The sequence below is a fragment of the Pseudomonas sp. AC112 genome, from assembly GCF_979253545.1.
Map to the genome: position 1 here is coordinate 4542049 of NZ_CEEDCM010000001.1, position 16701 is coordinate 4558749.

General features: G+C 63.2%; 17 protein-coding genes and 1 pseudogene. 10 read left to right on the forward strand and 8 right to left on the reverse strand.

All coding sequences use genetic code 11. The annotated features are described in order from the left end of the window. Positions 1-72: 72 nt before the first annotated feature. A complete protein-coding gene (locus tag AC0IYN_RS21190) occupies positions 73-225 on the reverse strand; it encodes a hypothetical protein (RefSeq protein WP_471843058.1) in 153 nt (50 codons plus the stop codon). On the opposite strand from AC0IYN_RS21190, the gene AC0IYN_RS21195 reads away from it, so the two are divergent. The 5 genes from AC0IYN_RS21195 to AC0IYN_RS21215 all read left to right on the forward strand — a co-directional run bounded on the left by AC0IYN_RS21195 (position 224) and on the right by AC0IYN_RS21215 (position 4243). Then, positions 224-844, forward strand: coding sequence for a glutathione S-transferase family protein (locus AC0IYN_RS21195; RefSeq protein WP_471843060.1), 621 nt, complete (start codon positions 224-226; stop codon positions 842-844). The two genes, AC0IYN_RS21190 and AC0IYN_RS21195, sit on opposite strands and share 2 nt — an antisense overlap. 18 nt (positions 845-862) lie before the next feature. Beyond that, positions 863-1783 (forward strand): LysR family transcriptional regulator, encoded by a 921-nt coding sequence (locus AC0IYN_RS21200; protein WP_406599546.1) that lies wholly within the window; start codon positions 863-865, stop codon positions 1781-1783. Further along, complete coding sequence (locus AC0IYN_RS21205; RefSeq protein ID WP_471843062.1) at positions 1783-2667, forward strand: LysR substrate-binding domain-containing protein; 885 nt, start codon at positions 1783-1785, stop codon at positions 2665-2667. Before AC0IYN_RS21200 ends, AC0IYN_RS21205 begins: the two co-directional genes overlap by 1 nt. Before the next feature lie 80 nt (positions 2668-2747). Then, positions 2748-3680: a flavin-nucleotide-binding protein gene (locus tag AC0IYN_RS21210; protein ID WP_471843064.1), complete on the forward strand. Its 933-nt coding sequence runs from the start codon at positions 2748-2750 to the stop codon at positions 3678-3680. Between the two features lie 140 nt (positions 3681-3820). After that, a complete protein-coding gene (locus AC0IYN_RS21215) occupies positions 3821-4243 on the forward strand; it encodes a RidA family protein (RefSeq protein WP_471843066.1) in 423 nt (140 codons plus the stop codon). Here the strand turns inward: AC0IYN_RS21215 and AC0IYN_RS21220 are convergent. Continuing rightward, the gene (locus tag AC0IYN_RS21220) at positions 4218-5705 is read right to left on the reverse strand and encodes an aldehyde dehydrogenase family protein (RefSeq protein WP_471843068.1); all 1488 of its coding nucleotides are present in this window, start codon (positions 5703-5705) and stop codon (positions 4218-4220) included. The two genes, AC0IYN_RS21215 and AC0IYN_RS21220, sit on opposite strands and share 26 nt — an antisense overlap. Positions 5706-5941: 236 nt before the next feature. On the opposite strand from AC0IYN_RS21220, the gene AC0IYN_RS21225 reads away from it, so the two are divergent. After that, positions 5942-7111 carry a p-hydroxyphenylacetate 3-hydroxylase oxygenase component gene (locus tag AC0IYN_RS21225; protein ID WP_471843071.1) on the forward strand — a complete coding sequence of 390 codons (1170 nt, stop codon included), beginning with the start codon at positions 5942-5944 and terminating at the stop codon, positions 7109-7111. A gap of 58 nt (positions 7112-7169) precedes the next feature. Beyond that, a pseudogene (locus AC0IYN_RS21230) lies at positions 7170-7649 on the forward strand (flavin reductase family protein); the annotation flags it as partial. A gap of 32 nt (positions 7650-7681) precedes the next feature. Here AC0IYN_RS21230 and AC0IYN_RS21235 read toward each other — a convergent pair. Beyond that, positions 7682-9004, reverse strand: coding sequence for an alginate export family protein (locus AC0IYN_RS21235; RefSeq protein ID WP_471843074.1), 1323 nt, complete (start codon positions 9002-9004; stop codon positions 7682-7684). Between the two features lie 217 nt (positions 9005-9221). Here AC0IYN_RS21235 and AC0IYN_RS21240 point away from each other — a divergent pair, with 217 nt between their 5' ends. From AC0IYN_RS21240 to feaR, 3 genes are all read left to right on the forward strand, one after another. Continuing rightward, positions 9222-10721: an APC family permease gene (locus tag AC0IYN_RS21240; protein WP_457239678.1), complete on the forward strand. Its 1500-nt coding sequence runs from the start codon at positions 9222-9224 to the stop codon at positions 10719-10721. Then, entirely contained in the window at positions 10684-11250 is a 567-nt protein-coding gene (locus tag AC0IYN_RS21245) for a DUF3156 family protein (RefSeq protein WP_457267446.1), read from the forward strand. The genes AC0IYN_RS21240 and AC0IYN_RS21245 overlap by 38 nt, the downstream gene beginning before the upstream one ends. Positions 11251-11363: 113 nt before the next feature. Then, positions 11364-12299, forward strand: a complete 936-nt coding sequence (gene feaR, locus AC0IYN_RS21250) for a transcriptional regulator FeaR (protein WP_457248763.1) — start codon at positions 11364-11366, stop codon at positions 12297-12299. 138 nt (positions 12300-12437) lie between these two features. On the opposite strand, the gene AC0IYN_RS21255 is transcribed toward feaR, so the two are convergent. Genes AC0IYN_RS21255 through AC0IYN_RS21275 form a run of 5 tightly spaced genes read right to left on the reverse strand, consistent with a single transcriptional unit; the run spans position 12438 to position 16506 of the window. Beyond that, positions 12438-13190, reverse strand: coding sequence for an SDR family oxidoreductase (locus AC0IYN_RS21255; RefSeq protein WP_471843076.1), 753 nt, complete (start codon positions 13188-13190; stop codon positions 12438-12440). After that, the gene (locus AC0IYN_RS21260) at positions 13183-13983 is read right to left on the reverse strand and encodes an SDR family NAD(P)-dependent oxidoreductase (protein WP_457267444.1); all 801 of its coding nucleotides are present in this window, start codon (positions 13981-13983) and stop codon (positions 13183-13185) included. The genes AC0IYN_RS21255 and AC0IYN_RS21260 overlap by 8 nt, the downstream gene beginning before the upstream one ends. Beyond that, positions 13976-14797 (reverse strand): molybdenum cofactor biosynthesis F family protein, encoded by an 822-nt coding sequence (locus AC0IYN_RS21265; RefSeq protein WP_471843077.1) that lies wholly within the window; start codon positions 14795-14797, stop codon positions 13976-13978. Before AC0IYN_RS21265 ends, AC0IYN_RS21260 begins: the two co-directional genes overlap by 8 nt. A 13-nt stretch (positions 14798-14810) precedes the next feature. Beyond that, positions 14811-15176, reverse strand: a complete 366-nt coding sequence (locus AC0IYN_RS21270) for a cupin domain-containing protein (RefSeq protein ID WP_028617036.1) — start codon at positions 15174-15176, stop codon at positions 14811-14813. 31 nt (positions 15177-15207) lie between these two features. Next, positions 15208-16506: an NAD(P)/FAD-dependent oxidoreductase gene (locus AC0IYN_RS21275; protein WP_471843078.1), complete on the reverse strand. Its 1299-nt coding sequence runs from the start codon at positions 16504-16506 to the stop codon at positions 15208-15210. Between the last annotated feature and the right edge of the window lie 195 nt (positions 16507-16701).

Consider the following 16701-nt stretch of genomic DNA (forward strand, 5'->3'; position numbering starts at 1 on the left):
AGGCTGCGAAGGCGGCGGGACTGCTGGCATTTTTTTTCGCCTGAGATACCGCTATCGCCGGCAAGCCAGCTCCTACAGGGAATAGATGGCGAGATTTTTGATTGTGTCGCAGTGAGTGATTGTTTCGCCGGATGAAATGCTGGATTGTAAATCCTGGTGATTCCAACGGTCGCGGCAGCGGTGGAACATGCGGGGGTCGATAACCCCTTTTTTGGAGCCTTTCATGATCAAACTCTATGGTTTCCCGTTGTCCGGCCACTCCCATCGGGTCGAGCTGATGCTGTCTCTGTTGGGCCTGCCCACGGACTATGTGTTGGTGGACCTCAAGCAAGCCGCCCACAAAGCGCCCGAGTTCATTGCTGCCATCAACCCGTTCGGCCAGGTGCCAGCCATCGATGACAACGGTGTGGTACTGGCGGACTCCAACGCGATCCTGGTCTACCTGGCGAACACCTACGGCAATGGCCAGTGGCTGCCGAGCGACCCGGTGGGCCAGGCCCGTGTGCAGCGTTGGCTCTCGGCGGCCGCCGGGCAACTCCACGCGGGACCCGCGACTGCACGCCTTGCCCTGGTGTTTGGTGCCCAGGTGGACACCGCCGCCGCCATCAGCCGGTCCCACGCGTTGCTGAAACTGATGGAAACGCAGCTGGGCCAAAGCCGCTTCCTGGCCAGTGAGCAGCCGACCATTGCCGATGTGGCCTTCTACACCTACATCGCCCATGCGCCAGAAGGCAATGTGTCGCTGGCCGACTACCCTCAGGTGCGCGCCTGGCTCGCCAGCATCGAGGCATTGCCGGGGTTCGTGGGCATGCCGCGCACGGCGGTGGGCTTGCAGTCGCAATAACTTTCTAGAGGCGTGCCGATGGACCGATTTCATGAAATGCAGGTGTTCCTGGCGGTGGCCGAGGAGGAGGGCTTCGCCGCCGCCGCGCGTCGCCTGAAAACCTCGCCACCCAGTGTGACGCGTGCCATCGCCGCCATGGAGGAACGCATCGGCACTCAGCTGCTGGCGCGCACCACCCGCAGCCTGCACTTGACCGAAGCCGGCCAGCGTTACCTGGAAGATTGTCGGCGCATCCTGGCCGAGCTCGATGAAGCCGAGGAGGCGGCGGCGGGCAGTTATTCCATCCCCTGCGGCCACTTGACGGTTACGGCACCGGTGCTGTTCGGCGAGTTGTATGTGGCGCCGGTGCTGGGGGAATACCTGGACCGCTTTCCGTTGGTGAACATCAACGCCTTGCTGGTCGACCGCGTGGTCAACATGACCGACGAGGGTGTGGATGTGGCGGTGCGAATCGGCCATCTGCACGAGCCGGGGCAGCAGGCGATCAAGGTCGGCGAAGTGCGCCGGGTGGTGTGTGCGTCGCCGGCCTATCTCGACCAACATGGCCGGCCTGGGCATCCGTCGCAATTGCGCGAGGCCAAGATAGCCACGTCGTCGTCCAGCCAGTTGGTGAGTGGCTGGGAATTCGTCGACGGCGGCCAAGCGTTGACTGTGCCCATCGAGCCGCGCCTGGTCGTCACGGCAAACAACGCCGCCATCAACCTGGCGCGCTTGGGCTGGGGCATGACGCGGGTGTTGTCCTATCAGGTCGCCACAGCGGTGGCGGCGGGGGAGCTGGAGATTGTCCTTGAAGACTATGAGGCGCCGCCGCTGCCGATCCAGGTGGTGTTTCAGAAAAGCGGCCGCGTGCCGGCCAAGGTCAACACCTTTGTCGACTTCCTCACCCATCGCCTGGGCCAGGACGCTGCCCTGAAACCGGCGATGAAACGGCGCAGCTGATGGAACGCTATCGCGACATGCAACTGTTCGCCGCGCTGGCCGGGCAATCGAGCCTGGCCAGCGCAGCGCGTGGCGCGCAGGTGTCGGGCCCGACTCTGGTTCGTGCGGTGGCCCGTCTGGAAGCGCGCCTGCGCGTGCGCTTGCTCGAACGCAGTACGCGCGGCGTCAACCTGACCGACGCCGGCAGCGCCTACCTGGCGGACTGCGTGCGCCTGCTCGCTGCGGTCGACACCGCCGAAGCCTCGGCCAAAGGGTTGCATGCCCAGGCCCAGGGCAACCTGCGGGTGTTCCTGCCCTTCTTATTCAGCCGCTATGTGATGGCGCCGGTATTGGCCGGCTACCTGGACCGCTATCCCGAGGTGCGCCTGGCCGCCCATTACCACGACTATTACCCGAACCTGCATGAAGAGGGACTGGACGTGGCGATCCTGGTCGGTGAGCTGCCCGACTCGTCGTTGATCGCCCGGCCTGTGGGGCAGGTGCGGTCTATCCTCTGCGCCAGCCCCGACTACCTCGCCGCCCATGGCGAACCCCGGCACCCCGCAGATCTCAAGCAACATCGGCTGATCGCCAGTGCCGACCGGGTGCAGTGGGATTTTAGCGGCTATCAGTTCAAGGCTCGCGCACGCCTGGGCTGCGCCACGGTGCAGGGCGCGATCAACGCGGCGGTGCATGGGGCCGGGCTGATTCGCTGCCTGAGTTACCCGGTGCACGAGCATCTGCAGAGCGGGCAATTGCGCCGTGTATTGCCGGACTTCGAGCCGCCGCCACTGCCCGTGCAGGTGGTGTATCGCCAGGGCCGCCATGCGCCGATGCGTGTGCGCAGTTTTGTCGACCACTGCGTGGCAGCGCTGCGCGACCACCCGGCATTTCAGCTGGCGTAATAGAGGATTGCCTGGCGTGGTTATTCCACCAATGCCAGGCAAGGCGCAGCATCAAGGCATCCAACCCTGAGGTGATTGCCATGAACCTGAACGAACAAACGCCCTGGCATGCCGGTGAACGGCAGCTGCAAGCAGCGGTCGGTGTGGCCGACCGCATGGCCGTGGTCGGGCCCAAGGTGATTCGTGATCACCTGCCGGAACAGCACCGGGATTTCTACCCCTTGTTGCCGTACCTGTTGCTGGGGGTGGTGGACGCGCAGGGCATTCCCTGGGCAACCCTGATTGAAGGCGCCCCGGGCTTCGCCCACTCGCCGGACCCACAGACCTTGCAGGTCGACAGCCTGCCCTCCGTGGGCGACCCTGCCCGCAACGCATTGCTCGACGGCGCCTCGGTGGGCCTGCTGGGCATCGACCTCAACACCCGTCGCCGCAACCGCATGAACGGGCGCATCGGCGCGCTCGATCACGACGGCTTTTCGGTCGACGTGGTGCACACCTTCGGCAACTGCCCCAAGTACATCCAGCTGCGGCCCGTCGATGCCATCGCGCGCAAGCCCGGCACGCTGGTCGAGCGTGCCAACAGCCTGGACGCCGCGGCCCACGCCATGATCCGCAACGCCGACACTTTCTTTGTCGCCAGCTACGTCGAAGTCGACGGCCAGCGTTCTGTGGACGTTTCTCATCGGGGTGGCAATACCGGTTTCGTGCGCGTGGAAGGCAACGTGCTGACCATCCCCGACTTCGCCGGCAACCTGTTCTTCAACACCCTGGGCAACCTGCAGTTGAACCCGGTGGCGGGGTTGTTGTTCATCGATTTCGACTCGGGGGATGTGCTGCAAGTGGCGGGGCGCACCTCACTGATTCTCGACGGCCCGCAAGTGGACCCATTCGAGGGCGCCCAGCGCTTGTGGACGGTGACCGTGGAACACATAGTCCGCCGCCCGGCGGCACTGGCGTTGCGTTGGCAATTTGCGGAGTTTTCGCCGTTCAGTCTGGCGATGGGGCAGTGGTAGGCCCAATGCAGCTCCCACAAGGTCGGCATGCGCCACGTTCGGTGTTGACCTGAACCCGATATGTTGCGGGATGTTGAACTGCCCGATTGAGCGACGCCTTTGGGTTAGCCTTGTTTTCCTACAGACAACAAGGAAGCGTCATGCAGCGAAAAGTCATCAATCCCGCAACGGTATTCAACTCCCTGCAATACGGCTTCAGCCAGGCCCTCGAAGTCCCGCAAGGCCGGCGCATCCTGCTCTCCGGCCAGGTGGGCGTGGATGCAGACGAGCGCACCGTCGGCCCTGGCATAGCCGAGCAAACCGCCACGGCGTTGGACAATATCGAAAAGGTCCTGGCCGAGGTCGAGGGCGATCTCTCCCATGTGATCATGCTGCGGCTGTATATCGTCGAGTCCGCCCGCGACCAGCAGGAGCCCATCGCGCAGGCGTTGCGCGAGCGCTTTCCGCACAACCCGCCGCCGTCTTCGTGGATTATCGTCAGCGGGTTGTCGATGCCGCAGTGGTTGATCGAGATCGAGGCGGAGGCAGTGGTTCCGTTCAGTACCGAATCATCACCGACTTGAGCTCGGTGTAATCCTCGATGAATGCACTGCCAAACTCCCGGCCCACCCCCGAAGAGCGATTCCCACCAAACGGCACCGCCGGGTCGAGCAGCGTGTGCATGTTCACCCACACGGTGCCGGCCTGGATCGCCGGCACCATGCGCAGGGCCTTGCCCAGATCGTTGGTCCACAGGCTGGCGCTGAGGCCGTAGGGGCCGTTGTTCATCAGCGCGAGCAGTTCGTCCTCGCTGTCGTAGGGCAGGAACGTGGCGATGGGGCCGAAGGTTTCTTCGTTGAGCAGGGTGTCGCTGATGCTGTTGGCAAGGATCACCGTGGGTTCGACGTAGCAGCCAGGGCGGTCGATGAGGGTACCGCCGTGGATGATCGTGTTGTTTTCAGCACGGGCCTGGGAAAAGTAGCCGAGCAGCTTGAGTTGATGCTGATGGTGGGTGACCGGGCCGAATTCGGTGCGCTCGTCCAACGGCGAGCCGATGGTGAGACGGCTGAGGCGCTGGCTCAGTTTTTCCAGCACCGCGTCTATCTGCGAGCGGTGCACGAAGAAGCGCTCGGCCGCCGCGCAGATTTGCCCGGAATGCAAAAAGCCTGCTTCGATGATGCCGTCCACCGCTTTGTCCACATCCACGTCGCGCAGGAACCCGGCGGCGTTCTTGCCGCCCAGCTCCAGAGTCGCGCGGGTCAGCCCGGCACCCATGGCGCTGCGGCCGACGGCGATACCGGTGGGCACGGAGCCGGTGAACGACACTTTGTGGGTGCCGGGGTGTTCCACCAGCCCTTTGCCGACATGACCACCGCCCGTCAACACGTTGAGCACACCCGCCGGCAGCCCGGCCTCGATGGCCAGTTCGGCGATGCGCAGCAGGGTCAACGGCGTGAACTCGCTGGGCTTGATGATGATGCTGCAGCCGGTCACCAGCGCCGAGCCGAGTTTCCAGATGGCGATCATGGTCGAGAAATTCCACGGCACGATACCCACCACCACACCCACCGGTTCACGCAAGGTGAACGCGGTATAGCGTTCGCCGTTGAACGAGGGCAGCGACGGGGTAAGGGTCTGGCCGCTGATCTTGGTCGCCCAGCCGGCGTAGTAGCGTAGGAAATGCGCAGCCTGGTCGACCTCGAACGCGCGGGAAATCTGGATGATCTTGCCGGACTGGCAGGTTTCGATTTGCGCCAGTTCTTCGCGGTTGCGCTCCAGCAGGTCGGCGAGCTTGAGCAGCACATTGCTGCGTGTCGCCGGCGCAGCCTGGGACCACCGTTGAAAACCCCGGTTGGCAGAGTCCACCGCTGCGTCAATATCCGCCAGGTCGGCATCAGCCACGTGGGCAATCACCTGTCCGTTGGCCGGGTTGGTCACGGCCAGGGTCTGGCTGGAATGGCTGCGCACGTTCACGCCGTCGATAAACAGCCCGTGGGGTCGACGCAGGAAGGCTTCGACGTGGGGCAGCAGCGGGATATCACTCATGGCAGGTTCCTGGCAGTTCACAAAGGAAAGCCCGAGAGTAACCAGGTGATCAGGACATGGCTTGACTCTGCCTGCCGCGCGCTATGTCTGTGGCTGCCACCGCTATGAAAAGTACAACCTTGCCTGTGGAACGTGCATTTTCCAGCGGCGTGACCCATTCGATACTGGCCCTGCATCCCGCGTCGTTCCTCTACCCGGAGCGCCTGCCGGACTTCCAATAATAAGCAGGGCCGTCCATGAAAAAGCCAAACCCGCTCCTTGAAGACCTCAAGCCCCTCCTGCCCCTGATTGCCGCGAATGCCACGTGGGCCGAACAGCAGCGTCAGGTGCCGGATGAAAACATCGCCTTGCTCAAAAGCATCGGCCTACACCGCGCCTTTCAACCCAAGGCCTTTGGTGGCCTGGAACTGTCACTGCCCGAATTCGCTGACTGCATCGCCTTGCTCGCCGGCAGTTGCGCCAGCACCGCCTGGGCCATGAGCTTGTTGTGCACCCACAGCCACCAACTGGCGCTGTTTTCGGCGCAGTTGCAGCAGGAGATCTGGGGCGAAAACCCGCACGCCACGGCCAGCAGCAGTATTGCGCCGTTTGGCCGGGTGGTGGAGGGCGAAGGCGGGGTGTACTTCAGTGGTGAAATGGGCTGGAGCAGCGGCTGTGATCATGGCGAGTGGGCGATTGTCGGCTGCCGCCGGCAGAACGCCGAAGGCGGCCAGGATTACTGCTTCGCCGTGCTGCCGCGCAGTGACTACCAGATCCGTGACGATTGGTTCGCTGCCGGCATGAAGGGCAGCGGCACCAAGACCCTGGTCATCGACAATGCCTGGGTGCCCGAGCATCGCATCCAGAAAGCCAAGGACATGATGGAAGGCAAGTCGGCGGGCTTTGGCCTCTATCCGGACAGCCAGATTTTCTACGCGCCGTACCGCCCGTATTTCGCCAGTGGATTTTCCACCGTCAGCCTCGGCGTGGCCGAGCGCATGCTGGAGGTGTTCCGCGAAAAAACCAAAAACCGCGTGCGTGCCTACACCGGTGCCGCCGTCGGTGCGGCCACGCCCGCCTTGATGCGCCTGGCCGAATCCACCCACCAAGTGGCTGCCGCCCGCGCATTCCTCGAAAAGACCTGGCAGGACCACGCCGAACATAGCGCCGCGCACCGCTACCCGAGCCGCGAAACCCTGGCGTTCTGGCGCACCAACCAGGCCTACGCAACGAAAATGTGCATCGAAGCCGTGGACCGGCTGTTCGCCGCCGCCGGCGGCAATGCCTGGTTCGAACACAACGAAATGCAGCGCCTGTTCCGCGATTCGCACATGACCGGCGCCCATGCCTACACCGACTACGACGTCTGCGCGCAGATCCTCGGCCGTGAGCTGATGGGCCTGGAGCCGGACCCGAGCATGGTGTAGCGCGTTCTTCCCCTCACAACAATCAGGGCGCCCATCCAATGGCGCCCGGGAGTCTTGCATGTCCGACAGCAGCCTTTTCGACCCACGCGCCTTTCGCCGTGCACTGGGCAACTTCGCCACCGGCGTGACCGTGGTCACCGCCGCCACCGCGTCCGGGCGCAAGGTGGGCGTGACCGCCAACAGTTTCAACTCGGTATCCCTCGACCCGCCGTTGGTGCTGTGGAGCATCGACAAGCGCTCCAACAGCCACGAAGTGTTCGAGGAGGCCAGCCACTTTGCGGTGAATGTGCTGGCCGCCGACCAGGTGCACCTGTCCAACAATTTTGCTCGCCCGCGTGAGGATCGCTTCGCCCTGATCGAGTACGAACCGGGGGAGGGTGGCTCGCCGGTATTCGCCGATTGCTCGGCGCGGTTCCACTGCGAGAAATACCAGCAGGTCGACGGCGGCGACCATTGGATCATGATCGGCAAGGTGGTTGCGTTTGATGACTTCGGGCGTGCGCCGCTGTTGTACCACCAGGGCGCTTATGCCGAGGTCCAGGCGCTGCGTCCCTGCGCGCCCCAAGCGGTTCAGAACGGCACGGCGACCACCAACTGACTGTACACGTTGGTGCCGTTGCCACCGACCTGATTGCCGCCGGTCTCGGCATCCTTGTTGGGCTTGTAGAGGCCCAGTAGTGGCGTGATGATCAGGTGCTCATTCACCGCCCACTCGGCGTACAGGTCCAGCTCGCGACCGTCCAGGTTGAGTTGGCCACGGGTGCTGACGGTGGTGTAGTCGAAGAACAGCGCGCTGAGGGTGAGGTTCTCCAGCGGCTTGACCTTGAGCGCCACGTGTTGCACTGACGTATTGGTGTTGTAGGGGCCCGAGTAGTTGCCCGCCACTTCACCCTGCACCCAGGTGCCGTAGCCCCGGTTGAAGCCTGCGAACATTGCGTCCCAGTTCTTTGAATAACGCGCGTAGCGGTAGGTCAGGTCCGGCGACCAGGGCAGGTCGGCGAAGGTGTAGCCGGCTTCGGCGTAACCGGCATTCTGCTGGCTGTCGCGGCGGTCCTGGCGGGCCAGTTCAAAGGCGAAGTGCGCGTTGTCGATGCCGACATTGCCCGCGCCGCGCAGGCTATAGAGGTTCATGCCCTTGCGTTGGCGCTGCACCTCGCTGGCGAAGCGTTCATCCACGTCGATCCCATGAATGTAGGTAAGGCCCAGGGTGCCCGGTGCGGCGCTGTATTCCAGGGTGCCAGCGGCCATTTCGGTCATGGCCTGGGCGGGGTTGTCGGACTTGATCCACATCAGGCTGCCATGCACACCATCCTTGCCGCCCAGGCGGACCACGGCGGTCTTGTCGAAGGCATGGCGTGCGGCGATGTAGTAGGCGCCGCCGCGGTTGAATTCACCGTCGCCCACGCCCTTGCCGAGGTTGGGGCCGTCATCGTTGATCAGGAAACCGTCGCCCAGCATGATGATTTGGCGGCCGAACGAAAGGTCCACGCCGTCCTTGCCCAACGCCGGGAACAGATCGCCGGAGCGCCAGCCGGCAAAGGCTTCGTCAAACTTGGTGGTGCGCTCCTTGCCCGTGGTCACCCCGGATGCATCGCCATCGCCCCAAGTGCCGGAACTCACCAGGTTGGCCGTGCCATACACGCCGCCAAAGGCGCCCAGGCTCTGGTCCACGCTCAGGCCGTACTTGATAAAGGCCTCGCGCCAGGTGGAGCCGCCGCTGCGCCCGTCGTAGTTCTTCGGGCTGTTGAACATCCCATATACGGCCAGGAAGTTACCGGTGACCCTGGTGTCGGCATCGGCATACAACTCGATGGCCTGGGCCTGGCCCATCAGCAGCGCAATACCCAGGCCGACCGCCTGGCGCAGGCGGCGATTTTTCAGTGTGTGCTCCATTGTTATTGTCCCCATCTTGGTTAAGAGTGAGGGCGCATTAGGGCGAGCGCGGGGGGCGAAGTCTTTTCTCTGCGTGCCAGGGAATTGACCCAGGCCGCCATGCCCTACGCTGTGGCAGGGAGCAACAAAACCGGCGGCAGACAGGGGCAAGACGATCAACTCGAGTGGGGCGCAGAGTGCTGACACATTAAAAAAAACCGCTTTCGAGGACCCCACCATGTCGATCAACGACCGACTCACCGCGCACCTCAACCGGGGCACGGTAGGTTTCCCCACCGCGTTGGCCAGCACCATCGGCCTGATCATGGCCAGCCCGGTGATTCTCACCGCCACCATGGGCTTTGGCATCGGCGGCAGTGCGTTCGCCCTGGCGATGCTGATCGCCGTGGTGATGATGCTGGCCCAGGCCACCACCTTTGCCGAAGCCGCCTCGATCCTGCCCACCACCGGTTCGGTGTACGACTACATCAACTGCGGCATGGGGCGGTTTTTCGCGATCACCGGCACCTTGTCGGCCTACCTGATCGTGCATGTGTTCGCCGGCACCGCCGAAACCATCCTGTCCGGGGTCATGGCCCTGGTGAACTTCGAGCACCTCAACACCTTGGCGGAATCGGCCGGTGGTTCGTGGTTGCTGGGCGTCGGCTTCGTGATCGTCTTTGGTGTGCTTAACGCGTTTGGTGTCAGCGCGTTTGGCCGTGCGGAAATCATCCTCACCTTCGGTATGTGGACCACCCTGATGGTGTTTGGCGTGCTGGGGCTGATCGCCGCGCCCGCCGTGCAGTTGGACGGCTGGTTCGGTGAGTCGCTGGTGGGCACCGACCTGATCACCGTGCTGTCGTTGGTGGGCATGGCGATGTTCATGTTTGTCGGCTGCGAATTCGTCACACCGCTGGCGCCGGACCTGCGCCAGTCGGCCAAGGTGATGCCGCGCGCCATGATGTTGGGGCTGATGGGTGTGGCCACGTGCATGTTCATCTACGGCGCGGCAATGAAACGCCAAGTAGAAAACGTGGTACTCGATGCCGCCTCCGGCGTGCACTTGCTGGACACACCCATGGCCATCCCCAAATTCGCCGAGCAGGTGATGGGCCAAATCGGCCCACTGTGGCTGGGCATCGGCTTCCTGTTTGCCGGCGCGGCCACCATCAACACCTTGATGGCCGGCGTGCCACGCATTCTCTACGGCATGGCGGTGGATGGGGCGTTGCCCAAAGTCTTCACCTACCTGCACCCACGCTTCAAGACGCCGCTGTTGTGCATCCTGGTGGCGATGCTGATTCCTTGCCTGCACGCGCTGTACCTGGGCGGCAACACCGACAACATCATGCACCTGGTGCTGGCGGCGGTGTGCGCGTGGAGCTTTGCCTACCTGCTGGTGACGATCTCGGTGGTGAGCCTGCGCATCCGTCGGCCGGACCTGCCACGGGCGTATCGCTCGCCGTGGTTCCCGCTGCCACAGATCGTGTCGAGCATCGGCATCCTGCTGGGCATGTGGTTCATCACGCCACCGGGCATGAACCCGGCGGACATCTACGTGCCGTTCGGTGTGATGTTGGGCGGCACAGCCGCGTACGCGCTGTTCTGGACCCTGGTGGTGCAGAAGGTCAACCCCTTCAAGCCAGCCTCCGTGGAGGAGGTGCTGGCAAAGGAATTCAGCCACCAACCGGAGCAGGCCGATGACGGTTATAGCGACTTTGCGGCAAAGACTGTTTGAACTGTTTCGCGCCGAGCGCGCGCCGGCAGGCTATCGACCGGGAGTGACCCTGGCGCACCTGCGGCGCAACCTCGGGTTGGCGACACTTGAAGTGGACGGCGTGGCGTTCGAGATTGTCGAACGCACCGAGTCGCAGTTGCTGATGCACCTGGTGTTGACTGAGTTTGTTCTGCGTGTGCCTGCTGCGACAGGAGGCACAGCGAGCTTCGAAGTGCACCACGGCGGCGCGATTCGACGCACTGGCATTCGTGTGCGGCGTCGTTCCGGTAACCAGGCCCTGTGCCGTGAAATACAGGCACGATTACTGGCTGACACCACATTGTTCCAAGCGCTGATGCCACTGGATTTCAAACGCCTGCGCATCGAGCTGCAAGGCCAGCAATGGTGCGTGCGCCTGGAGCATATGGGCGGCAGTGAGGTGGTCAATCGCCTACCGGCTTTTCGACGCTACATCGCCTTGAGCCGTGCGCAACGCAGTCACTTGCTAGCGGCGCTGGTCGGATTGAATCGCGTGTTGTCGAACCTCTGATTGGCATCATTAGTGCTTCTGCAAAGGGCAAACAGGTTGTTGTTGCATGCATATAGATAACATGTTAACTATTGCGCCAGAACAACAAAAAGAATCCTTTGTGGAGACACCCCATGAGCATCCCACAGCATGCACACGACGGGCTGGACACCTGGAACCGCGACCTACGTGCCGCGTGCGGTTACTTCGATACAGAACTGGCGTTCAACCGCTCGCTGTTTATCGGCGAGATCAGAGACTTGCCGCGCGGCGTCGCCATCCTGCGCACCAATGCCGGGCTGATCAAACGCCCGGCGCACCACGCCGACCACGACAACGACCAGGACTGTTTCCTGGTCAGCCAGCGCAGCGGCTACTCGCAGATCGCGCAGAACGGCCAGACCCTGCAACTGGCCCCCGGCGAGATGCTGCTGATGGACTCGGTGGGCTCCATCGAAATCACCCCCTTCGGCCTGATCGAACACGCCTCCCTGTCACTGTCACGCCCGCAGGTGTGCAAGCACCTGGGCGGCGACGCACGCGCCTTTGGCAAGATCTCCTCGACCAAAGCCTGCGGGCGCATGCTGCATGTGCTGATGGACCAACTCTGCAAGGACGACACCGAAGACGGCGCAGGTGAAGTGGAGGCGCTGCAAAGCGCTTTTGTGTCGCTGCTGGGCTCGGCCCTGGAGCAGGGCGACGAGTGTCGCGAGGGCCTGGCGCTGTTGCAGGGCAACAACCTGCGCAGCTACGTGCAGAAGGTCATCGATGAGTCCCTGAGCCAGCCTGGCCTCAGCCCGATCGGCCTGGCCAATCGGCTGAATATCTCGGTTCGCCACCTGTACCGCTTGTTCGAAGAGCAGGACGACAGCGTCTGCCGCTACATCCAGCGCGCGCGGCTCAAACGCAGCGCGGATGACTTGACCAACCCGTTCCTGCGCAGTGAGTCGATCACCTCGATCGCCTACAAATGGGGCTTTACCGACTCGGCGCATTTCAGCCGGTCGTTCAAGAAGCAATTCGAGGTGTCGCCCAAGGATTTCCGTTCCAGCCGGCTCCAGGCGGTCTAACCACCCAAAACGACATCCACCCCTGTATGAGCCGGCTTGCCGGCGATAAGGCCCGTGAGTTCAACGTAGTTCTCAGGGGCGCCATCGCCGGCAAGCCGGCTCCTACGGGGGGGGCAGCGGTCATAGAGCGGATAGCGTTTAGATTTCGGGGAGGGTCGAGCCACCGTCCACCACCAGGGTTTGCCCGGTGATGTAGCTGGCGAGATCGGAGGCGAGGAACAGCATGGCGCCGGCAATATCCGCCGCCGCGCCCAGACGCCCAAGCGGCACCCGGTTGGCGATGCTGTCATTCAGCGCGGCGTCACCCAGGTTGTCCATCGCCGGCGTAGCGATCATGCCCGGCTCCACGCCATTGACCCGCACGTTCAACGGCGCCAGTTCCAGCGCGGCATTGCGGATAAACCCGTTGACCCCGGCCTTGGACGCCGCGTAATGGCTGAGGCCCGGATAACCGACGCGGTTGCCGGTCACCGAGGAGGTCACCAGCACACAGCCCTGGCCCTGTTCGCGAAACGCCGGCAGTGCCGCCTGGGTCAGCCAGAACAGCGCCGACAGGTTGACCGCCAGGGTGCGCTGCAGGATGTCCGGAGTGATGTCTTCAAAGGCCGTCAGCGGAAAATACCCGGCGTTGTGTACCAGGATATCCAGTTGTGGCAACCCTTGAACGCACTTGAACACCGCCTGTGATTCGGCCAGGTCGACGCCTACTGCTTCAACCCGATAGCCCTGCGCGCATAACTCGGTCGCCACGGCCTGAGCCTGTTCCAACTGCCGATCAGCAATCACCACCTGCGCGCCACGCAGGGCAAACGCCTCGACGATGCCCCGGCCAATGCCCTGGGCGCCGCCCGTGACCAGCACCACGTGCCCGCTGAAATCCAGGTCAGTCATGGGCATTCTCCAAGTGCGCGAACGCCAGGGTGGGCACATCGACAATGCTGGAACCGCCATCGGCCACCAACGTCGCCCCGGTAATGATCGATGCCTCACTGGAGGCCAGGAAGCGACATACCGTGGCGATCTCTTCGGCACTGGCCGCACGGCGCAGCGGCACGTCGGCGCAGACCCGGTCGTATGCCTGCTGCAAGGTGTCGCCATAGGCGTCCATCAACGGCTGCATTTCCGCGTCGGCCATGGGCGTACGCACCCAGCCGGGACACACCGCGTTCACCCGCACACCGTGTGGTCCGTAGTCCCGCGCCAGCGAGCGATTAAGCCCGAGCAACGCATGCTTGGCCGTGGTGTAGCCGCACACCTCGGGCCCCGCTGCCAAGGAGGCGATGGAGCCGATCAACACGATAGTCCCCGCGTTTTCCTGCAACAGCGGCAAGCAGGCGCGGGCGCTATAGAACGCGCTGTCCAGGTTGCTGCGCAGGGCGCTTTCCCAGGTGGCGGGGCTGGTTTGGGTCGCGCTGCCCAGGCCATGCCCGCCGGCACAGGCCAGCAGCACATCGAGGCGCCCATAGTGCTCGCTGATCTGTTGGATAAACCCGTCCCAGGTCTGCGGGCAGGCGGCATCGCCCACCAGGATCAGGCCACCAGTGTCCTGCGCCACCTGTTCCAATGGCTCACGGCGCCGCCCGATCAGCACCAGGCGTGCACCTTCCTGGGCATACAACCGGGCACACGCGGCGCCGATCCCTGTGCCGGCGCCGGTGATCACCACCGTGCGCGGCTCAGTCATCGGGATACTCCGTGCGGTTGAGCACCTGGCAATACGAGCTGATGGGGAAGTTCGACAGCGCATCGAAGGACGCGCCCGCATAACCGAAGATCTTGCCGTCGCTGCGGTGCTGCTGCAGGTCGATCAGTACCAGGCCGAGAGTCGGCACGATCTTCTCCTGCCACACGAACAGGTACAGCTGCTCGGCGATCTTGTAGTAATGGCAGCGGTCGGTGTCGCACAGGCCTTGCTCTACGCCCTTCAAGCATTGCCAGGCGTAGAAGCGCTCGTTGAGGTAGATGTGTTCGTAGACTTCGCTGGGGCTGTAGCGGTACTGGTTACGCAGGCCGACCAGTTCGTCGGTCGGTGCATGCAGGCAGTGGCCGGCCTGCCATGGGCGGTCGAGGCTGCCGTGGAAGAAGTCGACTTCGACCGAGGTCAGCGGTTTACCGGCGAGGGCGCGGTGATAAAGGCCTTCGTGGGTCTCGGCTTGGTCCGGCAGGCGCCCGATCACCGCAGTGAATGAGGCGTTCGGCGTGTCCAGTACCAGGCTGATCGACCAGTTGTGTCCGGCCTCATGCTTGATGAAATCCACCAGGTACAGGCCTGGGCGGATCGACGTGGCGCGGTACGCCGCACTGCCGCTGGAGTGGCCGTCGGCAGCATGCCAGGCCAGGCGGTCCTGCTCGAAGCGGTGCTCGATCTGCCAGCCGTTGGCGAAGTGCAGGGTGAAGGTCTGGCCCGCCAGCTCGGCGAGGTTGGGCAGGATGAACGCGTCCGGGGCGAAACCGTCGGCCAGCGCGCCGACGGTGATCCAGTCAGAAGAACTCGTCATGGCAACGCCTCCCTTACACGACGGCAAAGTAGTGTTTGACGAAGCTTTCGCTGAGCACTTCCCACAGCACCGGCGTGCCCTTGGTCACGAACCAGCTATCACCGCTTTTGTAGCGCGTGGTTTGGCCAGTGGACTCGTCGGTGAGCAGCACTTCACCGGTGACCACCGTGGCCTGTTCGGCAAACGGGTAGACCATGCGGAACTTGCCCTGGGTGGTGCCGAAATAGGCGCTGCTGACCGGGTCGGTGGGTGCGCCGAAGGTCATCTTGCCGAAGGCACGCACTTCACCTTCAAGAATCTGCGAGCCGAGGTCGGCCACGGTGCCCCAGGGGTCGAGTTCCGACAGCTGGATGTTGTGTTTGAGGGTAGTGAGGGTCATGGCAGTTGCTCCTGATGAGGAAAAAAGGGGGTTAGCGGCGCCCGTTCCAATAACCGGACAGTTGGTGCCAGGATTTGCCCGCCGTCAGCAGCAACGGACGGATCGCGTCCTTGCCGATAATGGTCGGGCGATGAATCGAACTGACCAGGTCATAGCGCGCCGAGCCTTCGCTCATGCCTTCGGCCAGGACCTTGCAGATGATGTGGCTGGGGGTCACGCCGAAGCCGGAATAGCCCTGCACGAAAAACGCGTTGCTGCGCCCCGGCAAGGTGCCGATCTGCGGGAACAGGTTGGGGCTGCACGCCATCGGGCCACCCCAGGCCAGGTCGATCTTCACGTCCTTGAGGTAGGGGAAAATCTTCAGCATCAGGTTGCGGTTCCAGGCCTTGAGGTCGCCGGGAATGTGCTCCACCAGCGGCGTGGCGGCGCCGAACAGCAGGCGGTTTTCGTTGGTGACGCGGTAGTAGTCGATCACCGGGCGAATGTCGCTGTAGGCCCCGCGAATCGGGCTGATGCGCTGGATCAGCTCTTCGGACAACGGCTCGGTCATCATCTGGAACGCGTAGGTGTTGATGGTCGAGCGGTGCAGCTCCGGCTCCAGCTTGTTGAGAAAACTGTCACAGGCCCACAGCAACTTGCTGGCGCGCACCGAACCACGGCCGGTGCGCACGGTGATGCGCTCGCCGTAGCTGACCTCCAACGCCGGGCTGTTCTCGAAAATCCGCACGCCATGGCTGGCCAGCGCGGTGGCTTCGCCCAGCAACAGGTTCAGTGAATGCACGTGCCCGCCGCCCATGTGCAGCAGGGCGCTGCTGTAGGCCTTGGAGCCGATGATCTGCTGCACGTCAGAGCCGCCGAGAAAGCGGATCTCATGCTGGCTGTTGATCGACTTGAAGTCCTTCTCCCAGGCGCGCAGGGTTTTTTCCTGGCGGGCGTTGAAACCCATGTAGCCGTAGCCGTGGCAGAAGTCCGCATCGATGTTGTACTTGGCGATGCGGCTCTTGATGATGTCGGCGCCCAGGTCGCTGATCTCGAACACCTGGCGCAGGCCGTCTTCGCCCACGTCTTTCTTGATCTTCTCCAGGTCATGGCCGACGCCCGCCATGATCTGCCCGCCATTGCGACCGGTGCCGCCGAAGCCCAGGTAACGTGCCTCAAGCACGACGATATTGGTGATGCCTTTTTCCGCCAGTTCCAGGGCCGTGTTGATGCCGGAAAAACCGCCGCCGATCACCACCACATCGGCGTCGATGTCCTGTTCCAGGGTCGGGAAGCTGAGGTTGTATTTCTTGGTGGCGGTGTAATACGTGGGGGTTTCGATGTTGATCATGGCGCAGCCTGAAAAGGTGAAGGAAGGCTCTAAAGCGGATGCCTCCATTAGGGGCCCTGGCGGGGTGGAAGTCTTGATCCTGCGTGCCCAGGCTTTTGATTCTGCGCGCCATGGGCGGTGCGATAGACAAGTTATAGCGCGCTCCTGGACTGGGAATGCTAGAGTTTCGTTAAATTATTAACTAAATCCGTCGTG